Source organism: Mycobacterium paragordonae (assembly GCF_003614435.1).
In the GTDB taxonomy this organism is placed as follows: Bacteria; Actinomycetota; Actinomycetes; order Mycobacteriales; family Mycobacteriaceae; genus Mycobacterium; species Mycobacterium paragordonae.
In genome coordinates this window covers 3,326,638-3,352,073 of the sequence record NZ_CP025546.1, presented here as the reverse complement: position 1 = coordinate 3,352,073, position 25,436 = coordinate 3,326,638, and the positions used below count along the sequence as shown (strand labels likewise).

The 25,436-nt window shown below is 67.6% G+C and carries 19 protein-coding genes; 8 read left to right on the top strand and 11 right to left on the bottom strand.

Annotation, left to right across the window (positions count from 1 at the left end):
- Positions 1–19 precede the first annotated feature (19 nt).
- Positions 20–853, bottom strand: a complete 834-nt coding sequence (locus tag C0J29_RS15225) for an enoyl-CoA hydratase-related protein (RefSeq protein ID WP_120792834.1) — start codon at positions 851–853, stop codon at positions 20–22.
- Positions 854–1,021: 168 nt separating this feature from the next.
- On the bottom strand, positions 1,022–1,573 hold the full coding sequence (locus C0J29_RS15220) for a class I SAM-dependent methyltransferase (protein WP_120792833.1): 552 nt from the start codon (positions 1,571–1,573) through the stop codon (positions 1,022–1,024).
- A gap of 102 nt (positions 1,574–1,675) precedes the next feature.
- On the opposite strand from C0J29_RS15220, the gene C0J29_RS15215 reads away from it, so the two are divergent.
- Positions 1,676–2,266 (top strand): TetR/AcrR family transcriptional regulator, encoded by a 591-nt coding sequence (locus C0J29_RS15215; protein WP_120792832.1) that lies wholly within the window; start codon positions 1,676–1,678, stop codon positions 2,264–2,266.
- Between the two features lie 20 nt (positions 2,267–2,286).
- On the opposite strand, the gene C0J29_RS15210 is transcribed toward C0J29_RS15215, so the two are convergent.
- Both C0J29_RS15210 and C0J29_RS15205 read right to left on the bottom strand, forming a co-directional pair.
- A complete protein-coding gene (locus C0J29_RS15210) occupies positions 2,287–3,516 on the bottom strand; it encodes a hypothetical protein (protein ID WP_242460647.1) in 1,230 nt (409 codons plus the stop codon).
- Positions 3,517–3,775: 259 nt separating this feature from the next.
- Entirely contained in the window at positions 3,776–7,063 is a 3,288-nt protein-coding gene (locus C0J29_RS15205; RefSeq protein WP_120794745.1) for a helix-turn-helix transcriptional regulator, read from the bottom strand.
- A gap of 227 nt (positions 7,064–7,290) precedes the next feature.
- Between C0J29_RS15205 and C0J29_RS15200 the strand changes: the two genes are divergently transcribed.
- Positions 7,291–7,701 (top strand): hypothetical protein, encoded by a 411-nt coding sequence (locus tag C0J29_RS15200; protein WP_082994338.1) that lies wholly within the window; start codon positions 7,291–7,293, stop codon positions 7,699–7,701.
- On the opposite strand, the gene C0J29_RS15195 is transcribed toward C0J29_RS15200, so the two are convergent.
- Both C0J29_RS15195 and C0J29_RS15190 read right to left on the bottom strand, forming a co-directional pair.
- Positions 7,698–9,449, bottom strand: coding sequence for an N-acyl-D-amino-acid deacylase family protein (locus C0J29_RS15195; RefSeq protein WP_120792830.1), 1,752 nt, complete (start codon positions 9,447–9,449; stop codon positions 7,698–7,700). The two genes, C0J29_RS15200 and C0J29_RS15195, sit on opposite strands and share 4 nt — an antisense overlap.
- Before the next feature lie 139 nt (positions 9,450–9,588).
- Positions 9,589–10,386, bottom strand: a complete 798-nt coding sequence (locus C0J29_RS15190; RefSeq protein WP_120792829.1) for an LLM class F420-dependent oxidoreductase — start codon at positions 10,384–10,386, stop codon at positions 9,589–9,591.
- Between the two features lie 243 nt (positions 10,387–10,629).
- Here C0J29_RS15190 and C0J29_RS15185 point away from each other — a divergent pair, with 243 nt between their 5' ends.
- From C0J29_RS15185 to C0J29_RS15170, 4 genes are read left to right on the top strand one after another with little or no spacing between them, the layout of a single operon-like run.
- Positions 10,630–11,814: a cytochrome P450 gene (locus C0J29_RS15185; RefSeq protein ID WP_120792828.1), complete on the top strand. Its 1,185-nt coding sequence runs from the start codon at positions 10,630–10,632 to the stop codon at positions 11,812–11,814.
- Positions 11,811–12,005: a ferredoxin gene (locus C0J29_RS15180; RefSeq protein WP_065049524.1), complete on the top strand. Its 195-nt coding sequence runs from the start codon at positions 11,811–11,813 to the stop codon at positions 12,003–12,005. The genes C0J29_RS15185 and C0J29_RS15180 overlap by 4 nt, the downstream gene beginning before the upstream one ends.
- A 51-nt stretch (positions 12,006–12,056) precedes the next feature.
- Complete coding sequence (locus C0J29_RS15175) at positions 12,057–12,845, top strand: heavy metal-binding domain-containing protein (RefSeq protein WP_065049522.1); 789 nt, start codon at positions 12,057–12,059, stop codon at positions 12,843–12,845.
- Positions 12,845–13,228, top strand: a complete 384-nt coding sequence (locus C0J29_RS15170; protein WP_065049520.1) for a DUF5073 family protein — start codon at positions 12,845–12,847, stop codon at positions 13,226–13,228. The genes C0J29_RS15175 and C0J29_RS15170 overlap by 1 nt, the downstream gene beginning before the upstream one ends.
- Before the next feature lie 19 nt (positions 13,229–13,247).
- On the opposite strand, the gene C0J29_RS15165 is transcribed toward C0J29_RS15170, so the two are convergent.
- From C0J29_RS15165 to C0J29_RS15155, 3 genes are all read right to left on the bottom strand, one after another.
- Positions 13,248–14,753 carry an adenylate/guanylate cyclase domain-containing protein gene (locus C0J29_RS15165; protein ID WP_162951478.1) on the bottom strand — a complete coding sequence of 502 codons (1,506 nt, stop codon included), beginning with the start codon at positions 14,751–14,753 and terminating at the stop codon, positions 13,248–13,250.
- An 87-nt stretch (positions 14,754–14,840) separates the two neighbouring features.
- On the bottom strand, positions 14,841–16,244 hold the full coding sequence (locus C0J29_RS15160) for a WS/DGAT/MGAT family O-acyltransferase (RefSeq protein WP_120792826.1): 1,404 nt from the start codon (positions 16,242–16,244) through the stop codon (positions 14,841–14,843).
- Positions 16,245–16,258: 14 nt separating this feature from the next.
- The gene (locus C0J29_RS15155; RefSeq protein ID WP_120794744.1) at positions 16,259–17,809 is read right to left on the bottom strand and encodes an FAD-dependent monooxygenase; all 1,551 of its coding nucleotides are present in this window, start codon (positions 17,807–17,809) and stop codon (positions 16,259–16,261) included.
- A gap of 113 nt (positions 17,810–17,922) precedes the next feature.
- On the opposite strand from C0J29_RS15155, the gene C0J29_RS15150 reads away from it, so the two are divergent.
- Complete coding sequence (locus C0J29_RS15150; protein WP_162951477.1) at positions 17,923–20,655, top strand: helix-turn-helix transcriptional regulator; 2,733 nt, start codon at positions 17,923–17,925, stop codon at positions 20,653–20,655.
- A gap of 9 nt (positions 20,656–20,664) precedes the next feature.
- Complete coding sequence (locus tag C0J29_RS15145; protein WP_120792824.1) at positions 20,665–21,591, top strand: putative antibiotic biosynthesis monooxygenase; 927 nt, start codon at positions 20,665–20,667, stop codon at positions 21,589–21,591.
- Here the strand turns inward: C0J29_RS15145 and C0J29_RS15140 are convergent, their stop codons facing one another.
- Together C0J29_RS15140 and C0J29_RS15135 are read right to left on the bottom strand one after the other, a co-directional pair.
- Positions 21,592–22,467: an SDR family NAD(P)-dependent oxidoreductase gene (locus tag C0J29_RS15140; protein ID WP_120792823.1), complete on the bottom strand. Its 876-nt coding sequence runs from the start codon at positions 22,465–22,467 to the stop codon at positions 21,592–21,594. It abuts the gene before it with no gap.
- Entirely contained in the window at positions 22,464–25,295 is a 2,832-nt protein-coding gene (locus tag C0J29_RS15135; RefSeq protein WP_120792822.1) for an MMPL/RND family transporter, read from the bottom strand. Before C0J29_RS15135 ends, C0J29_RS15140 begins: the two co-directional genes overlap by 4 nt.
- Positions 25,296–25,436 lie beyond the last annotated feature (141 nt).

Sequence of the window (25,436 nt, the reverse complement as noted above, 5' to 3'; positions counted from 1 at the left end):
GATTTTGCGTCTGCTCGCGTCAGGACTCGGCGCCCTCGACGAAGTCGCGGGGCTTCATCCCGGACTGCATGAGCTCGGCGCGACGGGCCTGCACGTCGGAAGCCGCGCCCACCATGTTCGTCAGGATGTGGCTGACCTGAAGATGCACGCGCATACCCATCAACTCCCAGGCCCGCTTGACGTTGTTCTTCACCGCCATCAGCGTGGTCAGCGGAATTTGGGCGATCTTGTGCGCCATCTCCTCGACGGTCTGCTCGAGGTCCTCGCGCGGCACCACCTTGTTGAGCAGGCCCCACTCGAGTGCCTGCTGGGCCGACAGCGTCGGTGCCAGCAGCAGCCAGTCCATCGTGCGATGCCAGTTCATCAGCAGCCACGGCTCGATCATGGTGTGACCGCCCGGTTCGCCGAGGCTTTGGGCCAGTGGCATCTGGAAATACGCGTCCTCGGACGCGACGCAGAAGTCGGTCAGCAGCCCGAGGTAGATCCCGCCGCCCATGCAGTAGCCGTGGATCTGGGAGATCGTCGGCTTCGGAAACTCCCACAGATACAACGTCGGCCACAGAAAAAGATCGGCAGTGCCTTTGTAGAGATCCTCGAAGGTGTTCCCGAAGTCGGGGTAGGGATTCTCGTCGGGTCCCCAGCGGGCGACATGTCCGCCACAGAAGCCCTTGCCGTTGGCTTTGAGAATGACGACCTTGATCTCCTTGTCGCGGTCGGCTTCTCGCAGACACGTGTCGACTTCGGTAACCAGCACAGCGTCTTTGGTGTTGGCCTTGTCGACCCGGTTGAGGATGATGCGCGCGATCGGTGGCTCGCGCTCGTAGATGACCGCTTCCAGGACGCGCCGCTCCATGATGGTGACACTACCCGACAGGAGGTGCCGGCTACAGTGATCGGCTGATGATTTCCTTCATGATTTCGCTTGTGCCGCCGTCGATTTGTTCATTCGTCCGGCAGGCGGGAGAGAGTTCGGACACAGCTACCTCACTTCAACGGGACGGCAACTCGATCGGTGCCGACGCTACCTCAGGGCACGCGCCAGCAACCACGCGTGGCCGTCGGCCTCGCCGGCCGCGACCGGCTCGAGTCCACCGAATGCCGACGACAGTTCGCCCGCTGCGGCCCGGAACGGTCCGGGTCCGGCACCCACCTCACTGAGGGTGCGGATCGCGAGCAGCCCGCCGGGAGCCAGCCGCTCGACCAGCGCCTGATGAAGTCGAGGATCCCGAAAGTTGTTGCACAGCAGCACGTCGACCGGCGGTCCGGCCGGCAGTCCGTCGTCGAGGTCCCCGACGTCGAACCGGCAGCGTTCGTGAACGCCGTAGCCCTGGGCCAATTCCCTTGCCTGCGCGATCGCCACGCCCGAAATGTCCACACCCCACACGTCCAACCCATGCTGTGCCAGCCACACCGAGCCGAGTCCCTGGCCGCAGGCGACGTCGAGTGCGCGGCCCTGGGTGGGAATCAGGTCGGTGAACGGTTCCAGGAAGTTCGGCGGTGGCACGGAATCGACCGCCAACGGCCGCGACCGCGCGTAGCGCTCGTCCCACCGGCGCCGGTCGTGCTCGCTCACAGGCCCAAGGCTACTGGCCGCAGACCCGGCGGCGGTGGTCATGACCACATTATTTCTGGACAGTTGTCTACATCGGCGCCCACGGTTTCCTAGACTGAACCGGTGCCCAGAGAAGTGGCTTCGCCAACGACCGGTGCGGTAACCCCGCGACGGTCTGACCGGCGCCCGGGACAGACGATCCGCAAGGTACTTGACGCCGGGCTGGAGGAACTGCGCGAGTCGTCGTACGCCAACCTGACGATGCGTGCGGTGGCACAACGCGCCGGAGTGTCACCCGCCAGCGCCTATACCTATTTCTCGTCCAAAAGTGCTCTGGTGGCCGCGGTTTACCTACGGTTGCTCCGGGAACTGCCGCTGCATACCGACGTGAACGACACCACCAAGACCCGGGTCAGCGCCACCATGCGCGACATGGCCCTGGTGGTCGCCGACGAGCCGGAACTCACCGCCGGATGCGGAGCGGCATTGATGGCCGATGACCCCGCCATCGTCCCGTTGCGCGTGGAAATCGCCGAAGAGGTGGCCCGGCGGATCGGCGCCGCGCTCGGCCCGGGCTGGCCGCGGGCGGTCAAGTCAACCCTGCAGATGACGTTCGCCGGAGCCCTGATGACGGCCCGCTTTCTCACCTACCAGGAGATCGCCGGCCAGCTCGACGAGGCGGTCAACCTGATACTGGGCGCCTCGGTCGCCTGAATTGCGCTGGGCCGGGACAGTTAAACCGGGGTCAGCGGCAACGACTTGCGCGGCTGGAAGACGAAACTCGAACCGCCGCTGAACTTTGTTACCGCGACCTCAGCGAATTCCTCTGCAGCAGAATCGTTTTCAGTGACCAGCGCCGTCCAGTCGGTGGGGGTGCCGCTTACTTCGACACGCAGGTGCGGGTCGACCGCGGACGCGATCGCCTGCAAGGGCGCCACCGCCCCGGGCGACACCAACGCCGGCCATGCCTGGTCGTCGTGAGCCGGTGACAGGTGCAGGTGTACGCGATCGGATTCGAAGTCGGCGACCACGTAGACCGCGGGGTTGAACAAGGGATGCAACTCCATCACGCGAAGCGCACCCTCCACTCCCCCGGGCAGACCCAGTGCGCGGTGAATGCGCTCGCCGGCCAGCCCGGCCAGTCCGATGAGTTGCTTGGTGGCGATCGAACGCGCGAGGGCGGCGTCATCGCCGGACCGTTTGTGCACCGCAAGCGCGAAGGACAGATAGAGCAGATGCATCTGCAGGCAGACCTCGTCGGCGAGGCGGACCAGCGCCGAGTGGGAGAATGCCCCGAAATCGAAGTCGGACACCAGCGGGCCTGAATAGTCGGCCTGGCCGGGTTCGGTGTCGTCAATGGGGTCGAGTTCGGTGGTGGCGGCCCTGGTGCGGCCGATGGTCTCCAGCGCCGGGATGAAGCCCACTTCGGGATGGGAGTCGTCGATGATCACCGTCCACGCGCAGTGCGGGTGCCGGTCGGTGGGTACCCGCGGCGGCCGGTGGATCGGGCGCACCTGGGCGCGGCGATTGGTCGCCAGTGCGGTGGCGTCGAAGGTCGGATCCTCGATGTCGTGGCACATTCCGCGTACATAGTCGTCGCCCATCGGCTCGACATCCAGCAGCGCACCGCAGTGGTCCAGCTGAAACTCGCCGTGCCAACGGTCATGCACCGTGTAGCGGAAGTCCATGAACTGCGGCGGAGCGCCGATGTCCAACTGCAGGCCCTTGAAGATGGTGACGACGTCGTCACCCTCGAAGCGCAGCGCCCGCTGCATGCGCTTGGTGTAGATCGGGCTGGCGCCGGCCCATTCCTCGATCGCGATCTTCAGCATCTCCTCGCGGCCGAATTGCTGGATGCACCAGGCCATTCCGGAGCGATCGATCATCTGGCCGATCAGGAGCAACTCCGGCACCAGCGTGCTGAGCTGCGACCGGGTGAGGGCAGCGTACCTGCTAGTCAACAGCGGTCCTCCGTCTACATCCGTGTCCCGGCTGCGGAGCCAAAGCCGCAAATAATGGACAGGTGTCTGATTCTGTTTCCGACTCTAGCGAGCCGGCCGATAATCGGCAAGAAGCCTGCGGTTCAGGTGTGAGAAGTGGAGATGAAGGCACTCGCGGCACGGCTCGGTGATGCCACCGGTGCGCGGCCAGCCTGTGGTTTCGGTGCGTTCTGGACAGTTGTCCAGTGCTTCGCAAGCAGCGGTCCAGTGCCTGTCCGACTGCTCAGGTGTGACGCGCCGCCTCCTGCACGAGCTGTACCCGCGAAGCGATGCCCAGCTTGGTGTAGACGTGGGTGAGGTGCGCCTGGACGGTCCGCGGTGAGACGAAGAGCCGCGTCGCAATATCCTTGTTGGCCAGCCCTTCACAGACCAGACGGGCGACATCACGCTCGGCCGGGGTCAGCGATTGCCACCCGCTGCTGGGCCGTTTGCGTTGGCCGCGGCCGCGCTGTGCATAGGCGATGACTTCGTCGACGGTCAGCGCCGCACCCTCAGCCCACGCGGCGTCAAACGCATTGTCCTCCATTGCATCACGCAGCAATCGCACCGATTCCTGATAAGCGGCTTCGTGAATCTTGAATCGCGCCAGCCCGGTGCGCTGCCGGAGACCGTGCGCCGCGCCGAACAGCCGCGCCGCCTCCGCGTGGTTGTTACCTTCCCCGGTGGCCAGGCCGGCAAGTACCTCGATGATGTCGGGGATGTTGAGGTGCACACCGCTGGCAACCGCGCACACCAGCGCGTCATGGGCGTCACGTTCAGCATCGTCTAGTGCACCGTCGGCTATCGCGACCCTCGCGCGGACCACGAGTGCGGACACTCGATGCCAGTGCACGGCCACCTCGACCGCCCGATTCGCCCATTCCCGGGCTTGGCCGAGATCGCCACGCGTCAAGGCGATTTCCACGGAGTTGAAGACCCGCTGCGCATCAGCCATCTCAGGTTGGGCCACCCGAAGACCGAGCCAGGCCGCCTCACTCGCCTCAGCAGCTGTCTCGATGTCACCTGCCGCCAGACTCGCCTGCGAGAGCTGAGCGTAGGCCAGGCCGACAAAGAATTCACCGAGGGCGGCGGCACCGTCCAAAGCCTGGCGAGCCGTGGCGAGGGCCGCGTCGATCTCTCCGTGATACGCGAGCGTAATGCCCAAGCCCATCAGGGACATGGGCCTGTGTACCTCGTCGTGGGCCTCTTCGCACTCCATCCGGACCTCGGTGAATTGGGCCAGGGCGGCAACCAGGTCGCCCCGCAACAGATGCGCCCAACCGATCCCATTCCGGCTGTACCGCGAGTTGCTCCGATCGCCGATGGCGTCGGCGAGATCTCGTCCTTCCAGCCCGGCCGCTCCGGCCGATACCGGGTCACCGATGCCCATCCCCGTGTTGGCCTGCCAGGCCAGGATCTGGCTCAATACCCACTTGTCGTCCAGTGCCCTGGCCAACTCGAGGGCCTCCGAGTAGTAGGCGGCGGCCGCCGCGACGTCGTAGCGAGCGCCCGCGATGTAGCCGCATGCGGTGAGCGTCCTGGCGAGCAGGGCCGGGTTCTCGAGTTCTCGGGCGATGTCGAGCGCCTGCCGCACGTGCCCCAAACGTTCTTTTCCCACATACATGTCGAGCACTGCCCTGTCGGCAAGCGCACGCGCCCGCACGACCGGCGCAATGGTCGCAGCTTCCTCGTCGGCGGGTATGACGTCGAACCAGGCCACCCCCTCGAGGATGCGGCCACGCGTCAGCCACACCGGTTGCAGCGACGAAGCCAGCGCGAAAGCCCGCTCGACGTTCCCGTTGTCCAGGTGCCAGCCGAGCGCATTGCGCAGGTTGTCCATTTCGACTTCGACTTGCTCGAGCCGTTGCTCGTGATCGGTGCGCGCCGAAGCGTCGAGCAACGCCGCTATCGATGTGTAGTGCTCGCAATGGCGCGAGCGGACCGAATCCGCTTCCCCGGAATCGCCGAGTTTTTCCAGGGCGTACTGGCGCACCGTTTCGAGCAACCGATAGCGGGTTCGACCGCTGCTCGCGTCTGCGATTACCAAGGACTTGTCCACCAGCAGCGTCAACTGATCCAGTACCTGATACTGCTCGATATCACCCTCGCCGCACACGAATTGCGCTGCCGCCAAATCAAATCCACCGTAAAACACGGACAGCCGGCGGAACAGGACGCGTTCGGTCTCGGTGAGCAGCGCATGCGACCAGTCCACAGATGCTCGCAAGGTCTGCTGCCGGCGAACCGCGGTCCGCGAACCACCGGTCAGCAACCGGAACCGGTCGTGCAGACTGTCGATGATTTCGGTCAGCGACAGGGCCCGCACCCGCGCGGCCGCCAACTCGATGGCCAGTGGCATACCGTCCAGCCGACGGCAGATCTCATGTACCGCAGCGCTGTTGTCCTCGGTGACGGCGAAATCGGGTCTGGCCAGGCGGGCTCGCTCGGTGAACAGTTCGACGGCTTCGTCCCGCAACGACAGCGACGGCACCTGCCAGGTGGCTTCGCCGGTGATATTGACCGGTTCGCGGCTGGTGGCCAGTACGGTCAGTCGCGGCGCGGTGGCCAACACCTCGGAGAGCAATGTGGCGCTGGCCTCCAGCAGGTGTTCGCAGTTGTCCAGCACGATCAGCAGCTGCCGTTCGCGGACATATCGCAGCAACGTCTCCATCGTGGACCGGCCGGGTTGATCGGGCAGGCCCAGGGCCCGCGCCACGGCCACGGGAACCACCTCGGCGGCGGTGAGCGGCGCCAGGTCGACGTACCAGACACCATCGCCGTATTCGTCGGTGACCGCGGCGGCGACCTGCACTGCGAGGCGGGTCTTGCCGACCCCTCCGGTACCCGTCAGGGTGACCAGCCGGTTGTCCACCAGGCTGCGCCGGATCCCCTGGATCTCTGACCCGCGTCCGATAAAACTTGTGAGTTGGGCCGGGAGATTATGCGCGGCAACGATACTCGCGGTGCGAAGCGGCGGAAATTCGTTGCGGACGTCGGGATGGCACAGTTGCACCACCCGTTGCGGCCGCGCCAGATCCCGCAGCGGATGGGCGCCGAGATCGTTGAGCCAAGCGTCTTCCGGCAGAGATTCCGAGACCATGTCCTCGGTCGTGCCGGACAGTACCGTTTGGCCACCGTGCGCCAGATCGCGCAGTCGCGCGGTCCGATTGATAGTCGGCCCAACGTAATTGCCCTCATCGCGCAGCCGCACCTCGCCGGTGTGGATGCCGATCCTCAGCCGAATCGGGGCCAGCGGAGCCCGCTGCAGCGTCAACGCGCACGCCACCGCGTCGGACGCCCGGCTGAACGCGACGACGAAACTGTCGCCCTCGCCTTGCTCGACCGGTCTGATGCCTTCGTGCGCCGCGACGGCCTCGACGACAATCCGATCGAGCCGCGCCAGAGCGGCGGCCATGTCGTCGGGTTGCGCCTCCCACAGCCGCGTCGACCCCTCGACGTCGGCAAGCAAGAGGGTCACGGTTCCCGTCGGCAGCCCAGTCACGCCAATCTCGCTCCACTCCGTTGTGCTCATGCTAGCCAGCATGCGGTGGCGCCGATCGCAGAACATCAGCGAAATGGCCAATCCCCTTTGCCACCCATGCGTAGGTTGCGCGACGCGGCCGCAGCGCCCGGCGGTTGATCCGCGCTCCGCTTTCGGCAATCCTCATCGGGGAATCTCGTGCCAGAGCCGAAGGAGGGCCGAACGTGGCCGGAGTCGGACAGATCGCGCTGAACAGCGCGCCCGTCCTAGGTGGCATCATGCTCGCACTGACGGCGGGGCAGTTACGCGGACCGGACTACCGCTCGCTGATCATGCAGGACATGGACCTGCTCGATCGCCTTCCAGCGGAGGCCACTCAACGACGCGCCAATCTGCAACGCAGCATCGACACCCGCATCGACGACCTGATCGCCGCGTCGGACCGGAACACTGCGCTGCGCAAAGCCGCGACGTCCTACCGGGGTAACTGGCGTGACATCGTTCTGTTCCTCTGTGTGGTGTTGTTCGCGATCGTCTGGTGGGACGTCAGCCACAGCCGGGCCAACTGGTTACCGACGTTCGTGCTGCTGATCCTGCTGGCGGTGGTCACTGCTGTGTACGCGCTGCGCGGAATGGTGCGTGCTGGTGGATCGTTGCTGCATCGCCGCGACACCGAGGACGGTAATTAGCCGACCGGCGTCGGACGCCCGCCGCGGACCAGGCCGCCGGGCCTGGCATCGGTCAATTCACCTTCGGCGACCACCGTCTGACCCCGGACCAGGGTCTCGACGTAGCCGTCCGAGCGCTGGATCAGCCGGCCGGCGCCGCCGGGCAGGTCCTCGACGCGCTCCGGGTAGTGCAACGCGAGCCGTTCCAGGTCGATCAGGTTGATGTCGGCGCGCCGGCCCGGTGCCAGCACGCCGCGGTCGCCCAACCGGTAGAAGCGCGCCGGATCGCCGGTCAGCCGGTGTACGGCCGTCTCCAGCGGCAGACCCGGTCCTCTGGTCCGGTCCCGCACCCAGTGCGACAGGAGATAGGTGGTCATGCTGGCGTCGCAGATGATTCCGCAGTGTGCCCCGCCGTCACCGAGGCCCTGCAGGCTCACCGGATCCGACATCATGTCATGCAGGTGGTCGTAGCTGTTCCCGGCGTAATTCAGTAACGGCAGCAACAGGAATTCGCGCCCGTCCGCCCCGAGCAGCACGTCGTAGGTGACCTCCCAGGGGTCGCGGCCCTCCCGCTCGGCGATGGCCGCCACGCTGTCCTGCGGTGCCGGTTCGTAGTTGAGGGCGGCGCCGAGTGGATACAACCGCTTGAAGATGTGCCGGTTGAGCTGATCGGCTGACGGCTGCGGCGTCGGATCGGGTGTCTCCGCCAGGATCCGGGAGCGCACTGCGGGATCGCGCAGGCGTTCCACCCGCTGCCGCAGCGGCAGGTCCATCAGCGACCGGTAGGTGGCCCGATGCCGGAAGGGATTCATCCGCGATTGGTGGCCCATCAGCATGCCGAACGCGCGGCAGGCGACCTGCGGCCGGATGACCGCACCGTCGGCGTTGGCTTCGTGCACCGCGGCGAACCAGCTCCGCCAATCGTGCGGATCCTGCTCGTTGACCATCGCCAGGAACGTCAGCGGTATCCGGTACCGGCGGCCGAGCCGGGTGATCCACGCGATCTCGGCATCGATCGAATGCCGTTGATCGCCACCCATCGCACCCCCGACTCCGGCCGGAACTACTTGCAGCACACCAGAACCCACGTCCGCCATGGCGGCCATCAGTGCCGCCAGCTCGGCTTCCTCCGAGTAGGTGCCCGGCACCGGCTCCCCGGACGCGCTGCGGTGACCGGCCGTGCGGCCGAACGACATTCCCACTGCCCCGGCCCGCAGGCCGTCGCCGACGATCCGGCTCATCGCTTCGATATCCGCGGCGGTGGCGGAGCCCTGCGCCCGGTCCCCCATCACGAATCCCCGGACCGCCGCGTGCGGGATCTGCGCGCCGACGTCGACCGCTCGGGGCATCCGCGCCAGCGCGTCCAGATACTCGCCGAACGACTCCCACTCCCAGGTGATGCCCTCGGCGAGCGCCGAGCCCGGGATGTCTTCGACTCCCTCCATCAGGTCGACCAGCCACTCGTGCCGATCGGGTCGCACCGGCGCGAAGCCGATGCCGCAGTTGCCCATGATCGCGGTGGTCACGCCGTGCCAGCACGACGGTGTCAGGTGCGGGTCCCAGGTGGCCTGGCCGTCGAAGTGGGTGTGCACATCGACGAAACCCGGTGTGACGGTGAGTCCGTCGGCATCGATGGTGCGCTTGGCGCCCCCGTCGACCCGGCCCACGTCGACGATCACACCGTCGAGCACCGCGACGTCGGCCGTCATCGGTGGCGATCCGGTCCCGTCCACCACGGTGCCGCCCCGGATGATCAGGTCGTACGTCATGGGCGCCTCCCGGCATGCACCGCTATTTCTGCAATGATAGCAAGGTTGAAGAAGCTGCAGGCCAGACCCCCGCCGCAGCCAGATTTCCACGGCCGGCTGCACCTGGTTGTAGACGTCGACGGCATCCGGGCCGGAGGCGTCACACCCCGTCGCGCCAGGCGATCAATTCGCCGAGAGTGGTTAAGTCGTAGCCCTTTTCGCCGGGCCGAAGTTGCGCGGTGAACAGCGTCGCGCCTTCCTTGCGGTACAGATCGGCCTCACTGGGGCCCCGCCACAACACCGCGCGCTCGATCGACGAATCATCGCGTTGTGCCGCTTCGGCATACGACTTGAGCAAGTCATCCCGGCGGCGGAACTCATCGATGGGCTCGGCGCTGTGCCAGATGTCGGCGAAGCCGGCGATCAGCGGCAACGTCTTTCTGTCGGCCGAGCTGTCGATCAGAATCGGGATGTCCCGCAGCGGCGGCGGGATGAGACGTGCCAGCCGATGTTCGATCCGCGCCAGTCCGTCGACCAAAGCACGGAACCGGTCTCCCGCCCTCCCGTAATCGTATCCGTATGCGGTGTAGTCCTTTTCGTAGTCTCCGGCGCCGACGCCGAGGATCAGCCGGCCACCGCTGATGTGGTCGACCGTGCGCGCCATGTCCGCCAACAGGTCCGGGTTGCGGTATCCCATCCCGGTGACCAGCAGGCCGATTTCGGCGCGGGTGGTCAGCTCTCCCCATGCCGCCAGCGCCGTCCACCCTTCGAAGTTGGTGGCCTCCGCTTCGCCGGTCGGCGCGTGGAAGTGGTCGTAGCCGAAGATGACATCGGCTCCCATGGCCTCGGCGTCGAGCACCGCCTGACGCCACGCGGCGTAGTCGGGCGTGCCGCCCGGCCACAGCTGGGCCCCGACCCGGATCCGGCGTGCCGATACCGCTGATATCGCTGAAACCATTGAAACCTCTTGTGGTCGAGACCATTTCAGATCGCCGGTGCTGCCACCGACAGATCATGTGCTGAACGTAACCCGCGATCTCGGCGATTTATTTCCATAAGCTATACAACTTCGAGATGGCGGCCATCGAAATGCGTGATGGACGCAGCCGGAGAAGGCGCTCCGGCGGCCAAGTTGTCTAACTTACTAATTTTTGTAAGACAAGGATTGCCCGGCGCTCGGCGCGGTGTCAGGCTGAGGTACATGACAGAAGCGGAATCATTCGTCGACCAGGCCGTGATGGGTCTCGCCGAGCCTCAGCCGATGTACAAGGCGCTGCGCGAGTCGGCCCCGGTGTTCCGGTCGCCTCAGGCGGTGGTGCTCAGCCGGCTCTCGGACATCGAGATGGCGCTCAAGCGGACGGACCTGTTCTCGTCCAATATGGACGCCGTCGATCTGGGCAACCTGCGACCACTGATCCCGCTGCAGATCGACCCTCCCGAGCACGCGAAGTACCGGCGGATTCTGGACCCACTGTTCACGCCACGGGAGATGGCCCGACGGGAACCGCAGGTCACCGCGCTGGTCAACGAGATGATCGACCGCTTCGCGGACCGGGGCTCCTGCGACTTCCACGAAGAGTTCGCGGTGCCGCTGCCCTGCACGGTCTTCCTGCAGTTGCTCGGCCTGCCGCTGGAAGATCTCGACAAATTCCTGGAATGGAAGGACGGGGTGATCCGGCCCGAGGGATCCACCGGTTACGACGACCGCCACGACGCCTCGGCCAAGGTCGCCGCACAGATCTACGAATACTTCGACCGGGCCATCGACGATCACATCGCCCGTCCGCGCGACGACGTACTGTCCGCGATGATCGCGACCCACTTCAAAGAGGAGGGCGGTGCGGCGCTGTCCCGCGAGGAACTGCTCGACATCTGCTTTCTGTTCCTGATCGCCGGGCTGGACACGGTGACGGACTCGCTGGACTGCTTCTTCGTCTACCTCGCCCGGCATCCCGAGCACCGGCACCAGCTGGTCGAGCAGCCGGACATCCTCCCGCACGCTATCGAGGAACTGCTGCGCTGGGAGACGCCGGTGCCCGGCGTCGCCAGGGTCGCCATGCAGGATGTCGAGGTCGGCGGCTGCCCAATCAGCAAGGGTGAGCGGGTCAGCCCGCTGCTCGGCGCCGCCAACACCGACCCCGCCGAGTTCGCGGACCCCGAGCAAGTCGATTTCAGCCGCAGCCCGAACCGGCACCGTGCGTTCGGCGGAGGCCCACACCGCTGCCTCGGGTCGCATCTGGCCCGCATGGAACTGCGGGTGGCGTTGCGCGAGTTCCATCGGCGCATCCCCGATTACGAGATTCCGCCCGGCACCGAGCTGAAGTACACCGCCGCGCTGCGCTCGGTCGAATCGCTGCCACTGACATTCCCGGTGCCGACACGATGACGCGCGTTTCGGTGGATGCGGATCGCTGTGTCGGCCACGGACGCTGCTATTCACTGGCGCCGCGGATCTACGATTCCGACGACGTGGGCCACTCCGTCGTGCTGGTCGCGGACGTCTCCGGCGAACTGGAGCAGCAGGCGCTGGTCGGTGCTCAGAACTGCCCGGAAGAGGCCATCACGCTTACTCCATGAGCGGCCCGTGGCTAGGTACGCTGTCGCAAACGACAGAAGGGACCCCCGCGCATGGAACCAGGCTCGCTCGATCCGGTGGCCAGCGAACGGTTATCGCACGCCGCCAAGTCGTGGACATCGGACTTGTCGATCAATGAGTTCGCACTACTGCACGGGGCCGGGTTCGAACCGATCGAGCTGGTGATGGGCGTCTCGGTGTACCACGTCGGATATCAGTTCACCAACATCCGTCAACAGCAGGAACTGGGTGTGCTGACCGAGGCCACGTACCGGGCTCGCTGGAATGCCATGGCGCGCATGCAAGCCGAGGCCGATTCATTGCAGGCGGACGGCATCGTCGGGGTGCGCCTGAACTGGCGCCACCACGGCGAGGGTGGCGAACACCTGGAGTTCATGGCGGTCGGCACCGCGGTCCGATACACCGAAAAGCCCGGGGCCTTCCGGCGCCCCAACGGGCAGGCGTTCTCCAGTCACCTGTCCGGACAGGACATGGTGACTCTGCTGCGGTCCGGCCACACTCCCGTCGCATTCGTGATGGGCAACTGTGTGTTTCACATCGCCGTGCAGGGGTTCATGCAGACCCTGAGGCAGATGGGACGCAACATGGAGATGCCGCAGTGGACGCAAGGCAACTACCAGGCCCGCGAGCTGGCGATGTCGCGGATGCAGACCGAGGCCGAGCGCGACGGCGCCACCGGCGTGGTGGGCGTGCACTTCGCCATCTCGAATTACGCTTGGGGGCACCACACGGTGGAGTTCTACACCGCGGGAACAGCAGTGCGGCGCACCGGAAGCGGCGAAACCATCAAGCCCACGTTCGTCCTGCCCATGGATAACTGATGTACGAGTTCGACCCCGAGCGAGTCAGTCGCACCATTGCGGGCGCACTCGCCGGCCCCGGCGGTGTCGCCATGGTGGTGAAGGTATTCGCCGGGCTGCCCGGCGTGATCCACACGCCGGCCCGGCGCGGGTTCTTCTCGTCCAGCCCGGAGCGCGTGCAGATCGGCGACTGGCGCTACGAGATCGCGCGCGACGGACGGCTGCTCGCCGGGCATGTGGTGAACGGCATCGTGATCGCCGAAGACGTCCTGGCGGCCGACGCGGTCGGACCGCACGTCACCCGCTCGCTGCATCAGATCGTGGGCCGATACGGCGCATCGGTGATCCCCAATATCAACGCCGCGGTCGACGTGCTGGGCACCAGCACCGGCTATTCGTACTGAGATCGCTTATCCCGCAATGCTATTCGTCGGGATCCGCGGGTACGACGATCTCGGTTGAGCTGTCCCTGCCGCGCAGCACGGCGGTGGTGAGTACGCGCCAATGCCGCGCCTCACCGTCTGCGGCGCGAGTCAGCGCCGCACCGGACGCCGCGACGCCGCCCTGTTGTTTGGCCACCTCGGTGAGTCGTGCGGCCTCATTCACCGGGTCGCCGATGACCGTGTATTCGTAGCGTCGTGACTCGCCGACGTTGCCGGCGACGACGGTTCCCGCCGACACCCCGATGCCGGCCCTGATCTCCGAGTGGTTCAGTTGCCGGCCGAGTTCGCGTGCGGCAGCCAACGCCGCGCCCGCGCAGTCGGCCAATTCGACCGGTGCGCCGAATATCGCCAGCACGGCATCGCCTTCGAACTTGTTGACCAGCCCCTGGTGGCGCTCGACCACGTCAACCACCACCGCGAAGAACTCGTTGAGCATCTTGACGAGGGCCTCGGGAGTCATCCGCTCCGCCAACCGCGACGAGCCGACCAGGTCGACGAACAGCGCCGCCGCCTCGCAGCTGACGCCGCCCAGCGTCGCTTGGACGCCGTTCTCGGAGGCACCCTGTTCGGCCAGGCGGGCGACGTCGCGTCCGACGTGCCGGCCGAACAGGTCCCGCAGCCGCTCGCGTTCGCGCAGGCCCCCCGCCATGGTGTTGAACCCTGCCTGCAGCAGCCCGAGTTCGGAGGCGTCGAAGACCGGCACGGTCACATCGAAGTCACCCCGCTCGACGCGTCGCATCCCGCGCCGCACCTCGTCGATCGGGTCGGCGCTCACCGCGCCGGTGAACGCGGTGATGGCCAGCCCGCTGACGGCCGCGCAACCACCCAGGACCAACACGACGATCGCCAGCCTGCGTCCCGAGTAGTCGATGACCAGTGCGCTGGCCCCGACCAGAAGCAGTTGCAGCAGCGGTACACCGGTGCCCAGCGTCCACGCGGACACCGCACGCAGCCGCAGTCCGGGCCCGCGAGCGGCGGTCGGCGGGCTGTCGGTGAGCACCTCGGCGACGAACGGCCGCAGAATGCGCGTGCACAGCCAGTACGCGACGGCGGTGGTCACGAAGCTGCCGAGCAGCACCGAGACGCCCAACGTCGTGGCCAACCACGGCGCTTCGAGATTGATCACCACCAGGATCACCCCGGCGGTCACCCAGACCGCACCGTGAATGGTGGCCGTGCGCAACGGGATTGCCATCAGCACCCGCTTGCGCGCCTGCACCTCCTCACCGCCACTGTCACCGCCACTGCGGTACGTGGTGGCCAGAAGTCCGCAGACGACGGCGGTCAATGCGGCAGCACCCACGTACACCGCCATCACCACCACGTTGAGCTGCAGCACGTGCCGCTCGCTGAGCGCATGACCGGAAGGCAGGGCCCAGAAAGTCGTCACCCCGATCACCGCCGCGCCCAGCACGTTCGGGAACAGCGCCGCCAGAACCAGCTGGGCCCGCGTCGTCCACGGCACCGGAAACTTCCGGCGACCCATCGACTTCACGTCCGCGGGCCGTCATGCGAGCGTTGCACGGCTATAACGTGCCACAAACCCCCGGCCGCACCGCGGCAGACAGGCCGATCAGTCGTCCGGCGGACGTCCCGCGGCCGACGGATCGCGGCAGACCAACAACTCCTTCAGCGCGTCGGGAAACGCGTCGGCCATCCCCCACAGGTCCGGAACCAGGTCCGGGCAAGAGATGATGCCGATCCCCAGTGCTCCATTGAGAGACATCGCGGTCACATTGAGTCCCGCACCACTGAGCAGCGGGCCCAGCGGATACATCGATTCGATGCCGCAGCCCAGGAAGTACAGCTGGTCCTGCGGCCCGGGCACATTCGACATGATCATGTTGTGGACCGGACTGGTACTCAACGGGATTCGGGGCAGGATCCGCATCGCCGCGCCGAACATCGTCTGCCCGCCGAACTCGGTCCAGTCGTGTAACAGGCTGGGCCCCATCGCCGCGGTGTGGTCCTTTGCGGCGTTGTTGCCCGCGGCGATGGCGCGGATGCGCTCCGCGGGATCGGCGATCTGGGTCTCCATGCGGCAGAACATCCACGTGGTCTGGTTGCGGCCCGGTCGCTGCGACTTATCGCGCACTGAGACCGGGACGGTGGCCACCAACGGGGCATCGGGCAGTTCGTCGCGCTCGAGCAGGAACCGCCGCATGACCCCCGCACACAGCGCCACCACGACGTCGTTGACGGTCACCCCGAACCGGTCCTTGACCCGCTTGACGTCGCGCATGTCGAGCTGGGTGTATGCCACGTTGCGGGAGCGGGTCAACTGGCCGTTGAACGGGGTCGGCGGCGCAGTGAACGGTGCGGCCATCGTGCGGCCCTCGCGCGCTCGCAGCACCGTCTGCGCGACGGTGAGCAACGTTGCCGGTACCACCGTCGCCAGCCGGAACGGTCGCTTGGCGACGTTGAGCAGCCCACTCGCGGCTATCTGCACGGTGCTGGCGCGCCCGGCACCGGCGACCGGCTGAGGATTCGGGGCGTCCGGCACCAGACTGCACAGCTGCGCCAGCAGGTTCGCGCCGGCCACTCCGTCGACCACGGCATGGTGCACCTTGAGCACCACCGTGAGCCCGTTCTCCCGGGCGCCGCCTTCGACCACCCACATCTCCCACAACGGGCGGTCCCGGTCCAGCGGCAGACCCGCGATGTGTCCGCAGATCTCAGACAGTTCGCGGCGGCCGCCCGGCGCCGGCACGGCCACCCGGTGCAGGTGGCGGCGCAGCGCGAAGCTCTCGTCGTCCACCCAGACCGGGTGGTCCGGATTCAATTGCGTGTCAGCAAGTTTCATTCGAAACTCCGGCACCGCGCGGACGTGTTTCGCCAGCGCCGAACGAAGCCGGGCGTAGGAGTACCCGCCCTGCATCGTCGAGGTATCGAGCTCCAGCACGCAGCACACGTTCAAGGGCTGCGTCGGTGTCTCCATGTAGAGAAAGAAAGCGTCAAGACCGCTTAGTCGTTCCATAGCCGCCCACCCGACTAGTCACGTGCACATTTATCAGTGATAACCCCCCGGCTCCATCCCCAGGCACCGAGGTTCCGCACCGCGTACCCCGGATGCTCTCCGCTTAAACCGATCTTTTTTTCGCCGCACCACCGGGTGAGCACTTCAGTGACTTCGCCGGCCGTCGGCAGCCGGCGGGCTGCCCACGCGACATATCCGTCCGGCCGAACCAACACCACCGCGGGTAGCGTCGCGTCGCGGTGGTTCACCCGGTCGACGCCCGGCCAGTCGACGGTGACGCCGCCGGTGAGCAGGACGAAGCGGCCGCTGCGCAGCATTTCGTAGAGCCGGCCACCGTCGCAGTCCATGTCCGGCATCCGGTGCCCCACCAGGGGGTCGTCCGCTCGCGACTGGCGTGCATAAGCGATAGCGATGCCGCTGAGCCGCTGCGCTGCCGTGCGACGGCTCCGCGGAAAACGCAGGATGGTGCGAATGGCGAAGCGCTGCAACACCCGGCGTATCGCGGAGCGCCCGAGCACCAACTGGTTGAGCATGTCGGTCATCGCCAGCACGTCGGCGCCGACCGGATGCCGCTCGGATTCGTAGCTGTCCAGCAGCGAGTCACCCGCCCGTCCGTCCAGCACCCCATTAACCACGGTGGCCAGCTTCCAGCCCAGGTTCACCGCGTCGCCGATCCCGGTGTTCATGCCCTGCCCGCCGATGGGCGAATGAACATGCGCGGCGTCGCCCGCCAGCAGCACCCGGCCCACCCGGTACCGGCGGGCCTGTCGGCGTTCGCTGAGAAACCTTGAACTCCAACGCATTTCACCCAGGCCGAAGTCCTCTCCGGCGATCCTGCCGATGGCGTCGCGGATCTGCGCCGCGGTCACCGGCTCGGTCAGGGGTTCGTGTTCATGCCGGCGGTCCCACGCGATGGCGCGATACCAGCCGTCGCCGAACGGCAGGACCAGCACCACACCGTCGGCATTTGTCCTGGCGAACATCTGCTCGGCAGGTGGCCTGGACAGTCTCACGTCGGCCAGCATGATGTGCGTCTGATACTGCTTGCCCACGAAATTCACGCCCAGCAGCCGGCGCACCGCGCTGTGTGCTCCGTCGCACCCGACCACGTAACGTGCGCGCAGGCTGCCCCCGCCGGCGAGGGTCAGGCTGACGCCGTCGCCGTCCTGCTCGAGGCCGACCAGCTCGTCGCCCCGCCGGATCGGGACCCCGAGGCGCTCCACGTGGGCGGCCAGCACCCGTTCGGTCCCGCTCTGCGGCACCATCAGGATGAACGGGTAGCGGGTCTGCAGCTCGTCGGCCAGCGAGACCGTCGCTCCCGGTATCGGGGCCACCGCGCCGACCCGGAAGCCGCGCGCCAGGATCTCGTCGGCCAGCCCCCGGGCGTCGAGTAGTTCCAGAGTCCGCGCATGCATGGCGAACGCCCGGGTGATGTTCGGCTCCTGTGCACGTCGTTCCAGGACCTGCACTCGCACGCCCCGCATCGCCAGCTCACCCGCCAACATCAAACCGGTGGGGCCCGCGCCGATCACCGCGACGTCGGTACTTGCCTCGAGAGTCTTCATCTCAGCTCCTTTTCACGTCCTTTTCACGTCACTCCAGCGTCGCGTCTGCGCGGTGGCGTCGAATCAGTGAAGTCACCAGTACCGGCACCGGTCCGGGTCCTACGATCGGTGCTGTGCTGCATGGCCGGGAGCGGGAATGCGCGCAGGTAGATGACCTGCTGGTGGCCGCGCGGTCCAAGCGCAGCGGCGCTCTGGTGCTGCACGGCGAAGCCGGTATCGGTAAGTCCGCGCTGCTTGACTACGCGGCGGCGCAGGCCGGCGGCATGCAGGTGCTGCGGACCGCGGGCATTCCGACCGAATCGCAGCTCCCCTTCGCCGGGCTCCACACGCTGCTGCGGCCCGTCCTGCAGCGGTGTGAGGCCATCCCCGACCGACAGCGGGCGGCGCTGCTCGGTGCCTTCGGACTGGGTCCGGCCTCCGCTGAGGACCGGTTTCTGATTTCGCTTGCGGTGCTGAGTCTGCTGGCCGAATCGGCGGAGACGCTCCCGCTGGTGTGCCTGGTCGACGACGCGCAGTGGCTGGACGGGCCGTCGGCCGACGCACTGACGTTCACCGCCAGGCGGATGCAGGCCGAGGGAATCGCCATGATTTTCGCCGCACGCGACGACCGGCCCTTCGAGGCGCCGGGATTGCCCGAGCTCAGGATGACCGGGATCGATGCCGGCGCCGTCGCGCGGATGGTGACCGAACGCACCGGCACGCCGATCGCCGCGACGGTGCGCGACCGGTTGGTTGCCGACACCCGGGGCAACCCGCTGGCCATCGCTGAACTGGGGCGGTTGTTGTCCGCGCAGCAGATCGCCGGGCGGACGGTTCTGCCGGACCAGTTGCCGGTCAGCACCGATCTGGAGCGGCTGTACCTGGACCGCGTCGGGCGGCTGCCGCCGCAAGCCCAGTCGATGCTGCTGGTAGCTGCCGCACACGGGACCGGGCAACTCGACGGGGTGTTGCGCGCGGCGCAGGTCCTGGGCGCCGGACCGGATGCGCTCGACCTTGCCGAGGCCGCCGGGTTGGTGCACGTGGAATCGGCAGTCGTGTCGTTCGTCCATCCGCTGACGCGATCGGCGGTCTATCAGGGTGCGACATCGCAGCGCCGCCGTCAGGTGGAGCTCGCACTGGCGTCCTGCCTGGACACCGATGCCGACGCCGACCGCCGTGCGTGGCATCTCGCCAACGCTGCGCCAGGGCCGGACGCCGAGGCGGCCGACGCGTTGCAGGCCGCAGCCCAGCGCGCCGCCGCGCGCGGCGGACACGACGCGGCCGCCGCCGCCTTCGAACGCGCCGCTGCGCTCACCGCCGCCGCCGAGCTGCGCGCGGCCAGGCTGGCCGATGCGGCCGCGGCCGCGTGGTCGGCCGGGCAGTCCCAACGGGCCCAGGAAATCCTGGACCGGGCCCTGCCACTGGCCGGCGCGGCACCACTGCGGGCCCGCATCGCACACTTGCGCGGATCGATCGAAGCGCACTGCGGCACCCCGTCGGCCGCGTACGCCATCCTGGTCGGCGCCTCGGAGCTGGTCGCCGCCACCGAACCGGAGCGGGCGGCCCTGATGCTCGGCGAGGCCGGGCAGCTGGCGTGGGCCGGCGGCGACCTCGCACGGTTGACCACGGTCGCCGACCGGCTCGCCGCGCTTCCGGCCGGCGACCGCCCCGAATTTGTTGCAGCGCATGTGATTACCGGACTTTCCGGGCTATTGCGCGGGGACACCACAGCCACCGCGGCCAAGCTCCGGGCCGCCGTGGAACTGGCCACCACCGCCCAGCAACCGAGGGTCTTGATGGGCGCGGCCGCGGGCGCGATGTTTCTGGGCGAAGATTCCCGCGCCATCGATCTGTTCTGCACGGCGGTCGCCAAGACGCGGGTGGCCGCCGACGTCGCGACCCTGCCGTTGCTGCTCGGCCCGCTGGCGATGGTGGAGACGCTGACCAGTCGCTACGCGACAGCACTGGCCGACGCGACCGAGGGGCTTCGGTTGGCGCAGGAGACCGGACAGCACAATCCGGCGGCACACCTGCACGCCGTGCTGGCGCTGGTCGCGGCGATACAGGGACGCATCCAGGACTGCCGTGACCACGCCGAACCCGCACTTGCGCAGGCAATTTCATATCGCCTGGGCCCGCACGCGGCCATCGCGTCCTGGGCACTGGCGGCGCTCGATCTCGGCGCCGGCCGTTCGGAGGAAGCTTTCGACCGGCTCGGGTCGCTGGCCGGCGCGGCCCCCGGTGAAGGCAATCAGATGGTGACGTTGATGGCCACCCCGGATTTCGTCGAGGCCGCCGTGCGCATTCAGCGCCAGGACGCCGCGGCGGCGCGCCTGGCGGCACTGCAGGCGTGGTCGCGAGACACCGGCGCCCCATGGGCGCAGGCCCTGGTGGCTCGGTGCCGCGCCCTGCTGGCCGACGACGGCGAGCAGGACCGGTACTTCGACGAGGCGCTGAGCCTGCATGCGCGTGGCGGCCGGCCGTTCGATACCGCCCGCACCCAGTTGCGGTACGGCGAGAACCTGCGGCGGCGCCGTCGTCGCGCCGAGGCGCGCAAGTATCTGCGTTCCGCGCACGAGACCTTCGAGAGGCTCGGCGCCGCGCCCTGGGCCGAACAGGCCCGCGCCGAACTGCAGGCCACCGGCGAAAACACGCGCAAGCGCGATGTCAGTGCCGTCGATCAGCTCACGCCGCAGGAGTTGCAGATCGCGCGCTTCGTCAGTGCGGGAGAAACCAACCGCTCGATTGCGACGCTGATGTTCCTCAGCCCGCGCACCGTCGACTATCACCTGCGCAAGATCTTCATGAAGCTCGGGCTGTCGTCGCGAGCCGAGCTGATCCGCATGTCCTCGAGCCACGGATGGTAGACAAACGGCATGACAGTTGGCGCCGCCGCGATCTCGATTTTCCATCCACCCCGGGATCCGGATCGGTTCGCTAATTGGGTCGGGCAGTACCTCGCCGCGGCCGGGCAGGCACCGGGATATGCCACTGCGCGCCAATCGGTTCCCGGCGACGGCCAGTTGGACTGGGCCGTCGAGGTGTCTTTCGACGATGCCGAGACCCTCGACGTCTGGCTCGACAGCGTGCAGCGCCGAGCGGTCCTCGCTGACGGCGCGGAGCAGGGATTCGGACGTTGCGCCTCCGACATCATTCTGACTCCGGGCGATCTACCACCGGGCGACGCAGCCGTGTTCCTGCATCCCGTCGCCCCGGGGAAAGACGCGGAATTCGTTGGCGCACAAAGTGACTTGGCGCTCGTTACGGCAACTTTCCCCGGATATGAAGGGACAGCGCTGTTTCCGGCAGACCGGGACGGGCAGTGGATGTCAGTGCTGCGCTTCCGCACCGCCGGGCGCTTGGCCGACTGGATTCGGTCCGCCGAGCGCCGGGAGGCCCTGCCCCGCCTGCGCGAGGAATTGACGCACGATTTCGCCGAGCTGCCGCGCAGCGCGCCGTTCGGTTCGACGGTCCGGGTGTCCGATGGTCAGGCCAAGATCACGCCGGGGTGGAAGTCCGCAATGCTCGTGGTGCTCTGCCTGTATCCCACCGTGGTCCTGCTCTCCAAGTCGCTGTCCCCCGCGTTGAGCCGAATCGGAATCGGCCCGGCAGCAGCGATTTTCGTCGGCAACGTGATCAGTGTCGCTCTGCTGCAATGGGTTCTGGTCCCCGCGGCGTCGCGGCCGTTCCGTCGCTGGCTCGACCCGATCGACGGCGCCTCGACCCGCACCAGTCTGGCCGGGTCGGCGGTGGTGCTGGCCGGTTACGCGCTGTCCCTGCTGGTGTTCGGTCTGATCGGATGATCAGCCCGCGATCATGGCGTGCAGTTCGTCGACGGACCACGGCCGGCTGTCGTTGTGGTCGCGGTAGCCGAGCAGCGCCGGCGTGGGCCGTCCGAATCTGCCCACGAAACCGCCTGCCCCAACCAGGATCTGGCCGGTGACCTCACCTGCCAGGTCGCTGGCGAGGTAGGCGTAGAGCGGGGCCACGAAGGCGGGTGGGGCGGGGTCCAGGGAGGCGCGCATCGTCATCTCGTCGAGCAGTCCGCGCCGATGCAGTTCGCCGATGTGCCGCTCGTACTCGGGGCCGGTGGACAACCGGGTTCTGGCGCCGGGACACACCACATTGGCCCGCACCCCGGCGCTTTTCAGTTCTGCCGCCATGGCCATCGTCAAGCCGTTGACGGCGGCTTTGCCGGCGGGATAGCCGGTGCCGCCGTAGTCGCCGAGGAATGCCACCGAACCGGTGTTGATGATGGTGCCGTGCCCCTGGGCGGCCATGACCGGCGCGGCCGCCCGGCAGGTGTGAAACACCGTCCCGAGGTGCGCACCGATCAAGGCGTCGAACTCCGCCGGTGCGATCCGCAGGATCGAAGAGCCTGGTGGCTCGGCGATTCCGGCGCAGTTGATCAGAATGTCCAACCGTCCGAAGGACTCGGTGCACGCCTCGATCAGGCCCGCGGCGACGTGTTCGTCGTCCGCCGCCCCGGCCACTCCGACCGCATCGCCGCCCGCCGCGGTCAGCGCGTCGACGCACTGTGCGACCACGTCGGGGTCACGGCCGTTGACCACGACGCGTGCGCCCATCGCGCAGAGCAGTTCGCTGACCGCGCGCCCGATTCCGCGCGTCCCCCCCACGACCACCGCACCGCGCCCGGCAAGCAGGTGGGGTGTGCTCATCTGGCCGCGGTCGCCGGTTCGAGTTCTTCCTCGTCGGCGGCCGAGCGGCGCGGCCACCACAACCAGCGGTCCAGCACCACCATCATGGCCGGCAACACGAACGCGCGCACCACCAGCGCGTTGAGCACCAGGCCGAGTCCGACCGTGACGCCGATCTGCGCGACGCTGAGCACGCTGCTGATACCGAGCGCAAGCATCGTCAGGCCGACCACGACGCCGCCGGCGGTGACGACCATTCCGGTCGCGGCAGAGGCGCGGATGATGCTGGTGCGCAGCCCCGCGGCGAGTTCCTCGCGGATGCGCAGCGCGAACAACAGGTTGCCGCCGGAGGCGATGCCGACCATCGACACGAACGCGATGGGCGGCACCGACCAGTGCAGGTCGTGGTGCAACAGGCGGTGAAACAGCAGCACGCTGGCGCCGAGCCCGCAGACGTAAGAGGCCAGAATCGTCGCGAGCACGACGAATCCGGCGATCGGACTTCGCAACAGCAGCGCGGCGATGAAGAGGATGACGCCGAGGGTGATGAACACCATCAGGGCCAGGTCGCCGCCCACGATGTCCTGCAGGTCGCGGGTCGCCGGCCCGACACCGGTGAGTTCGACGGCCGTCACTTTCAAGCCGCTGCCTCTGAGTGTCTCGGTGACCGCAGCCTCGATCGAGCGGGCCCGGGCCGCGCCTTCATCACCCCATTCGAGCCCTTGGCCGTAGACGAAGATCCGGGTGGCACGCCCGTTCGGCGGGAAGAACTGGTCCAGCGTGGGACGCATACCCGGGTCGGTCAGGATGCGGCGGGACGCGTAGAGGTTGGAGCCGGGGTTGCCCTGGGAGGCGCCGGCCAACTGATGCAGATAGTCGGGAAGTTCCTGGGTCGGCACCGGACGGGCACTGCCCAGCAGTTCTCTGAACTGCGCCGCCATCCCCCGGACCTGCGCCATCTCGGTGCTGACGGTGGCAACCACCGCAGGCAGGGTGACGCCCGGTGCCGCCGCCGCGTCCACCGCCGACTTCGCCAGCTGATCGGCCGCGTCGGCCAGTTTCCCGGCACCGCCGACGACCGCATTCGCCCAGTCCACCGCCTCCTGGGCCGACGAACACACCGGGGTCGTGCGGCAGTCGCTGATCGCTCCGACAAACTTGCGCAGCGGATCGAAGATCTCGGCGACGTCCGCCGCACGGGCCCGGATCTTGTCCGTGGCCTGCTGCGTCAAACGCACCGCCAGGCTCACACCACCGATGGCATAGGAGCCCGCTTGCGCCCCGGCCTGGATCAGATCCAGGCCCGAACCCAGCTCACGCACAGCGGCGTCGAGGTCGGCGAAGGTCGACTGCTTCGCGTCCAGCCGGTCGGAGAACTGGTCGAGCCGGTCGCCGACATTGCCGCCGGTGGCTGACAGGGAAGCCTGCTTGGAGACCATCCCGCCGGGGTGGCTGGCCGACTGCACCATGCGCACGCCGGAGATCCCCATGATCGCGCCGGTGACCCGGCCGATCACGGTCAGCGCGGCCGGGTTGCGCAGGTCCTCGTCAGCCTCGATCGTGACGACGTCGGGCTGCACGTGGTTGGCATCGAAGTGCTGGTTGACGGCACGGTACCCACGGTTGGCCTCGGTGTTGGATGGAGTGGACGCCGTTTCGTCCCAGCCGATCGGCACGCCCGGCAGACCGAGCAGCATGATGAGCACGAACACGCTGCTGGCCACCAGGATCGGTGCCGGCCAGCGCGCGACGCGGGTGCCGACGCGGCGCCAGTTCCGGCGCAGACGTTCGCGCTGCGGCGGCTTCATCAGCCCGGCGCGGCCGGCGAGCGCGATCAAGGCCGGCGTCAGCGTCAGCGTGGCGAGCCCGACCGCGAGCACACCGATTGCGCAGAGGATGCCGGTCGTGGCCAACATGCTGATACGGGCGAGACTCAGCCACGCCAACGCGCCCAACGGCGCAACAACGATGAGGACCGAGCCGATGATCGTCGGCGCGACGCTGCGGTAGGCGTCCGCCAGCGCGTCGACCGGAACGAAGCCGTTTCTGCGCTGTTCGTGGTAGCGGCCGATCAGAAAGATGGCGAAGCCGGTGCCTGCCCCGACCGCAACCGCGACGGCGATCGACAACGAGAACAGTGAAACGTTGATCACCGGACGGGAGGCGAGGTCCGAGATGATGGGCTTGGCGACGGTCAACCCCGACAGGACGGACACCAGCGGCACCAGGGCCGTGATCAGTGACCGGTACAGGATGATCAGGAAGACGAGCAGGACACCCAGCGTCACTGCCGTGATGACCTGAGTCTGCCGGTCGATCTCGGCGAACTCGTCCATGATGGTGGCGCCGGCGCCGGTGATGTAGACGTGCAGACCGTCCGGAGGGTGGATTCCCGCCACGACGGCGCGCGCCTCCGTGATCGAGTCGACGGCTTCGGTCGACCCCGTCACCCCGTCAAGGCTCAGGGTGGCCGTCACCACGTGGCCGTCACGGCTGACCGCGGTGTTGCCGGCCGCCGGCATCTGCCACCAGTCCGTCACCTCGTACACATATTTGTGGTCGGCACGCAGCGCCGTGACGAGCTGGTCGTAGTAGGCCCGGTCCTGGTCGCCGAGCCGGCCGTCGCGTTCGAGCACCAGGTACCCGATGTTGTCGGTAGGCGTTTGGCCGAAGGCGGCGGCCGAGCGTTGCACCGCCATCGCGGTCGCGGTGCCGGGTGGCAGGAACGGCTGGTCCATATCTGCCACGACCCGCTCGAGTGGCGGAGCCATGCTGTTGCCGGCGACGGCGGCGAATGCCCAGACCCCGACGATCAGCAACGCGAATCGATAGATGAGCCGAGGGATCAATGCGTCAGCCTCAGCTGAGCTGACCGGCGGGTATCACGAAGCAACCCATTCACCTGGCGTATCACCTTCTCGATTGACATCGCGATGTAACCCCCGACCGAGTCGGCTCATTCAACCACCCCAGCCCACCGATCGACAGCG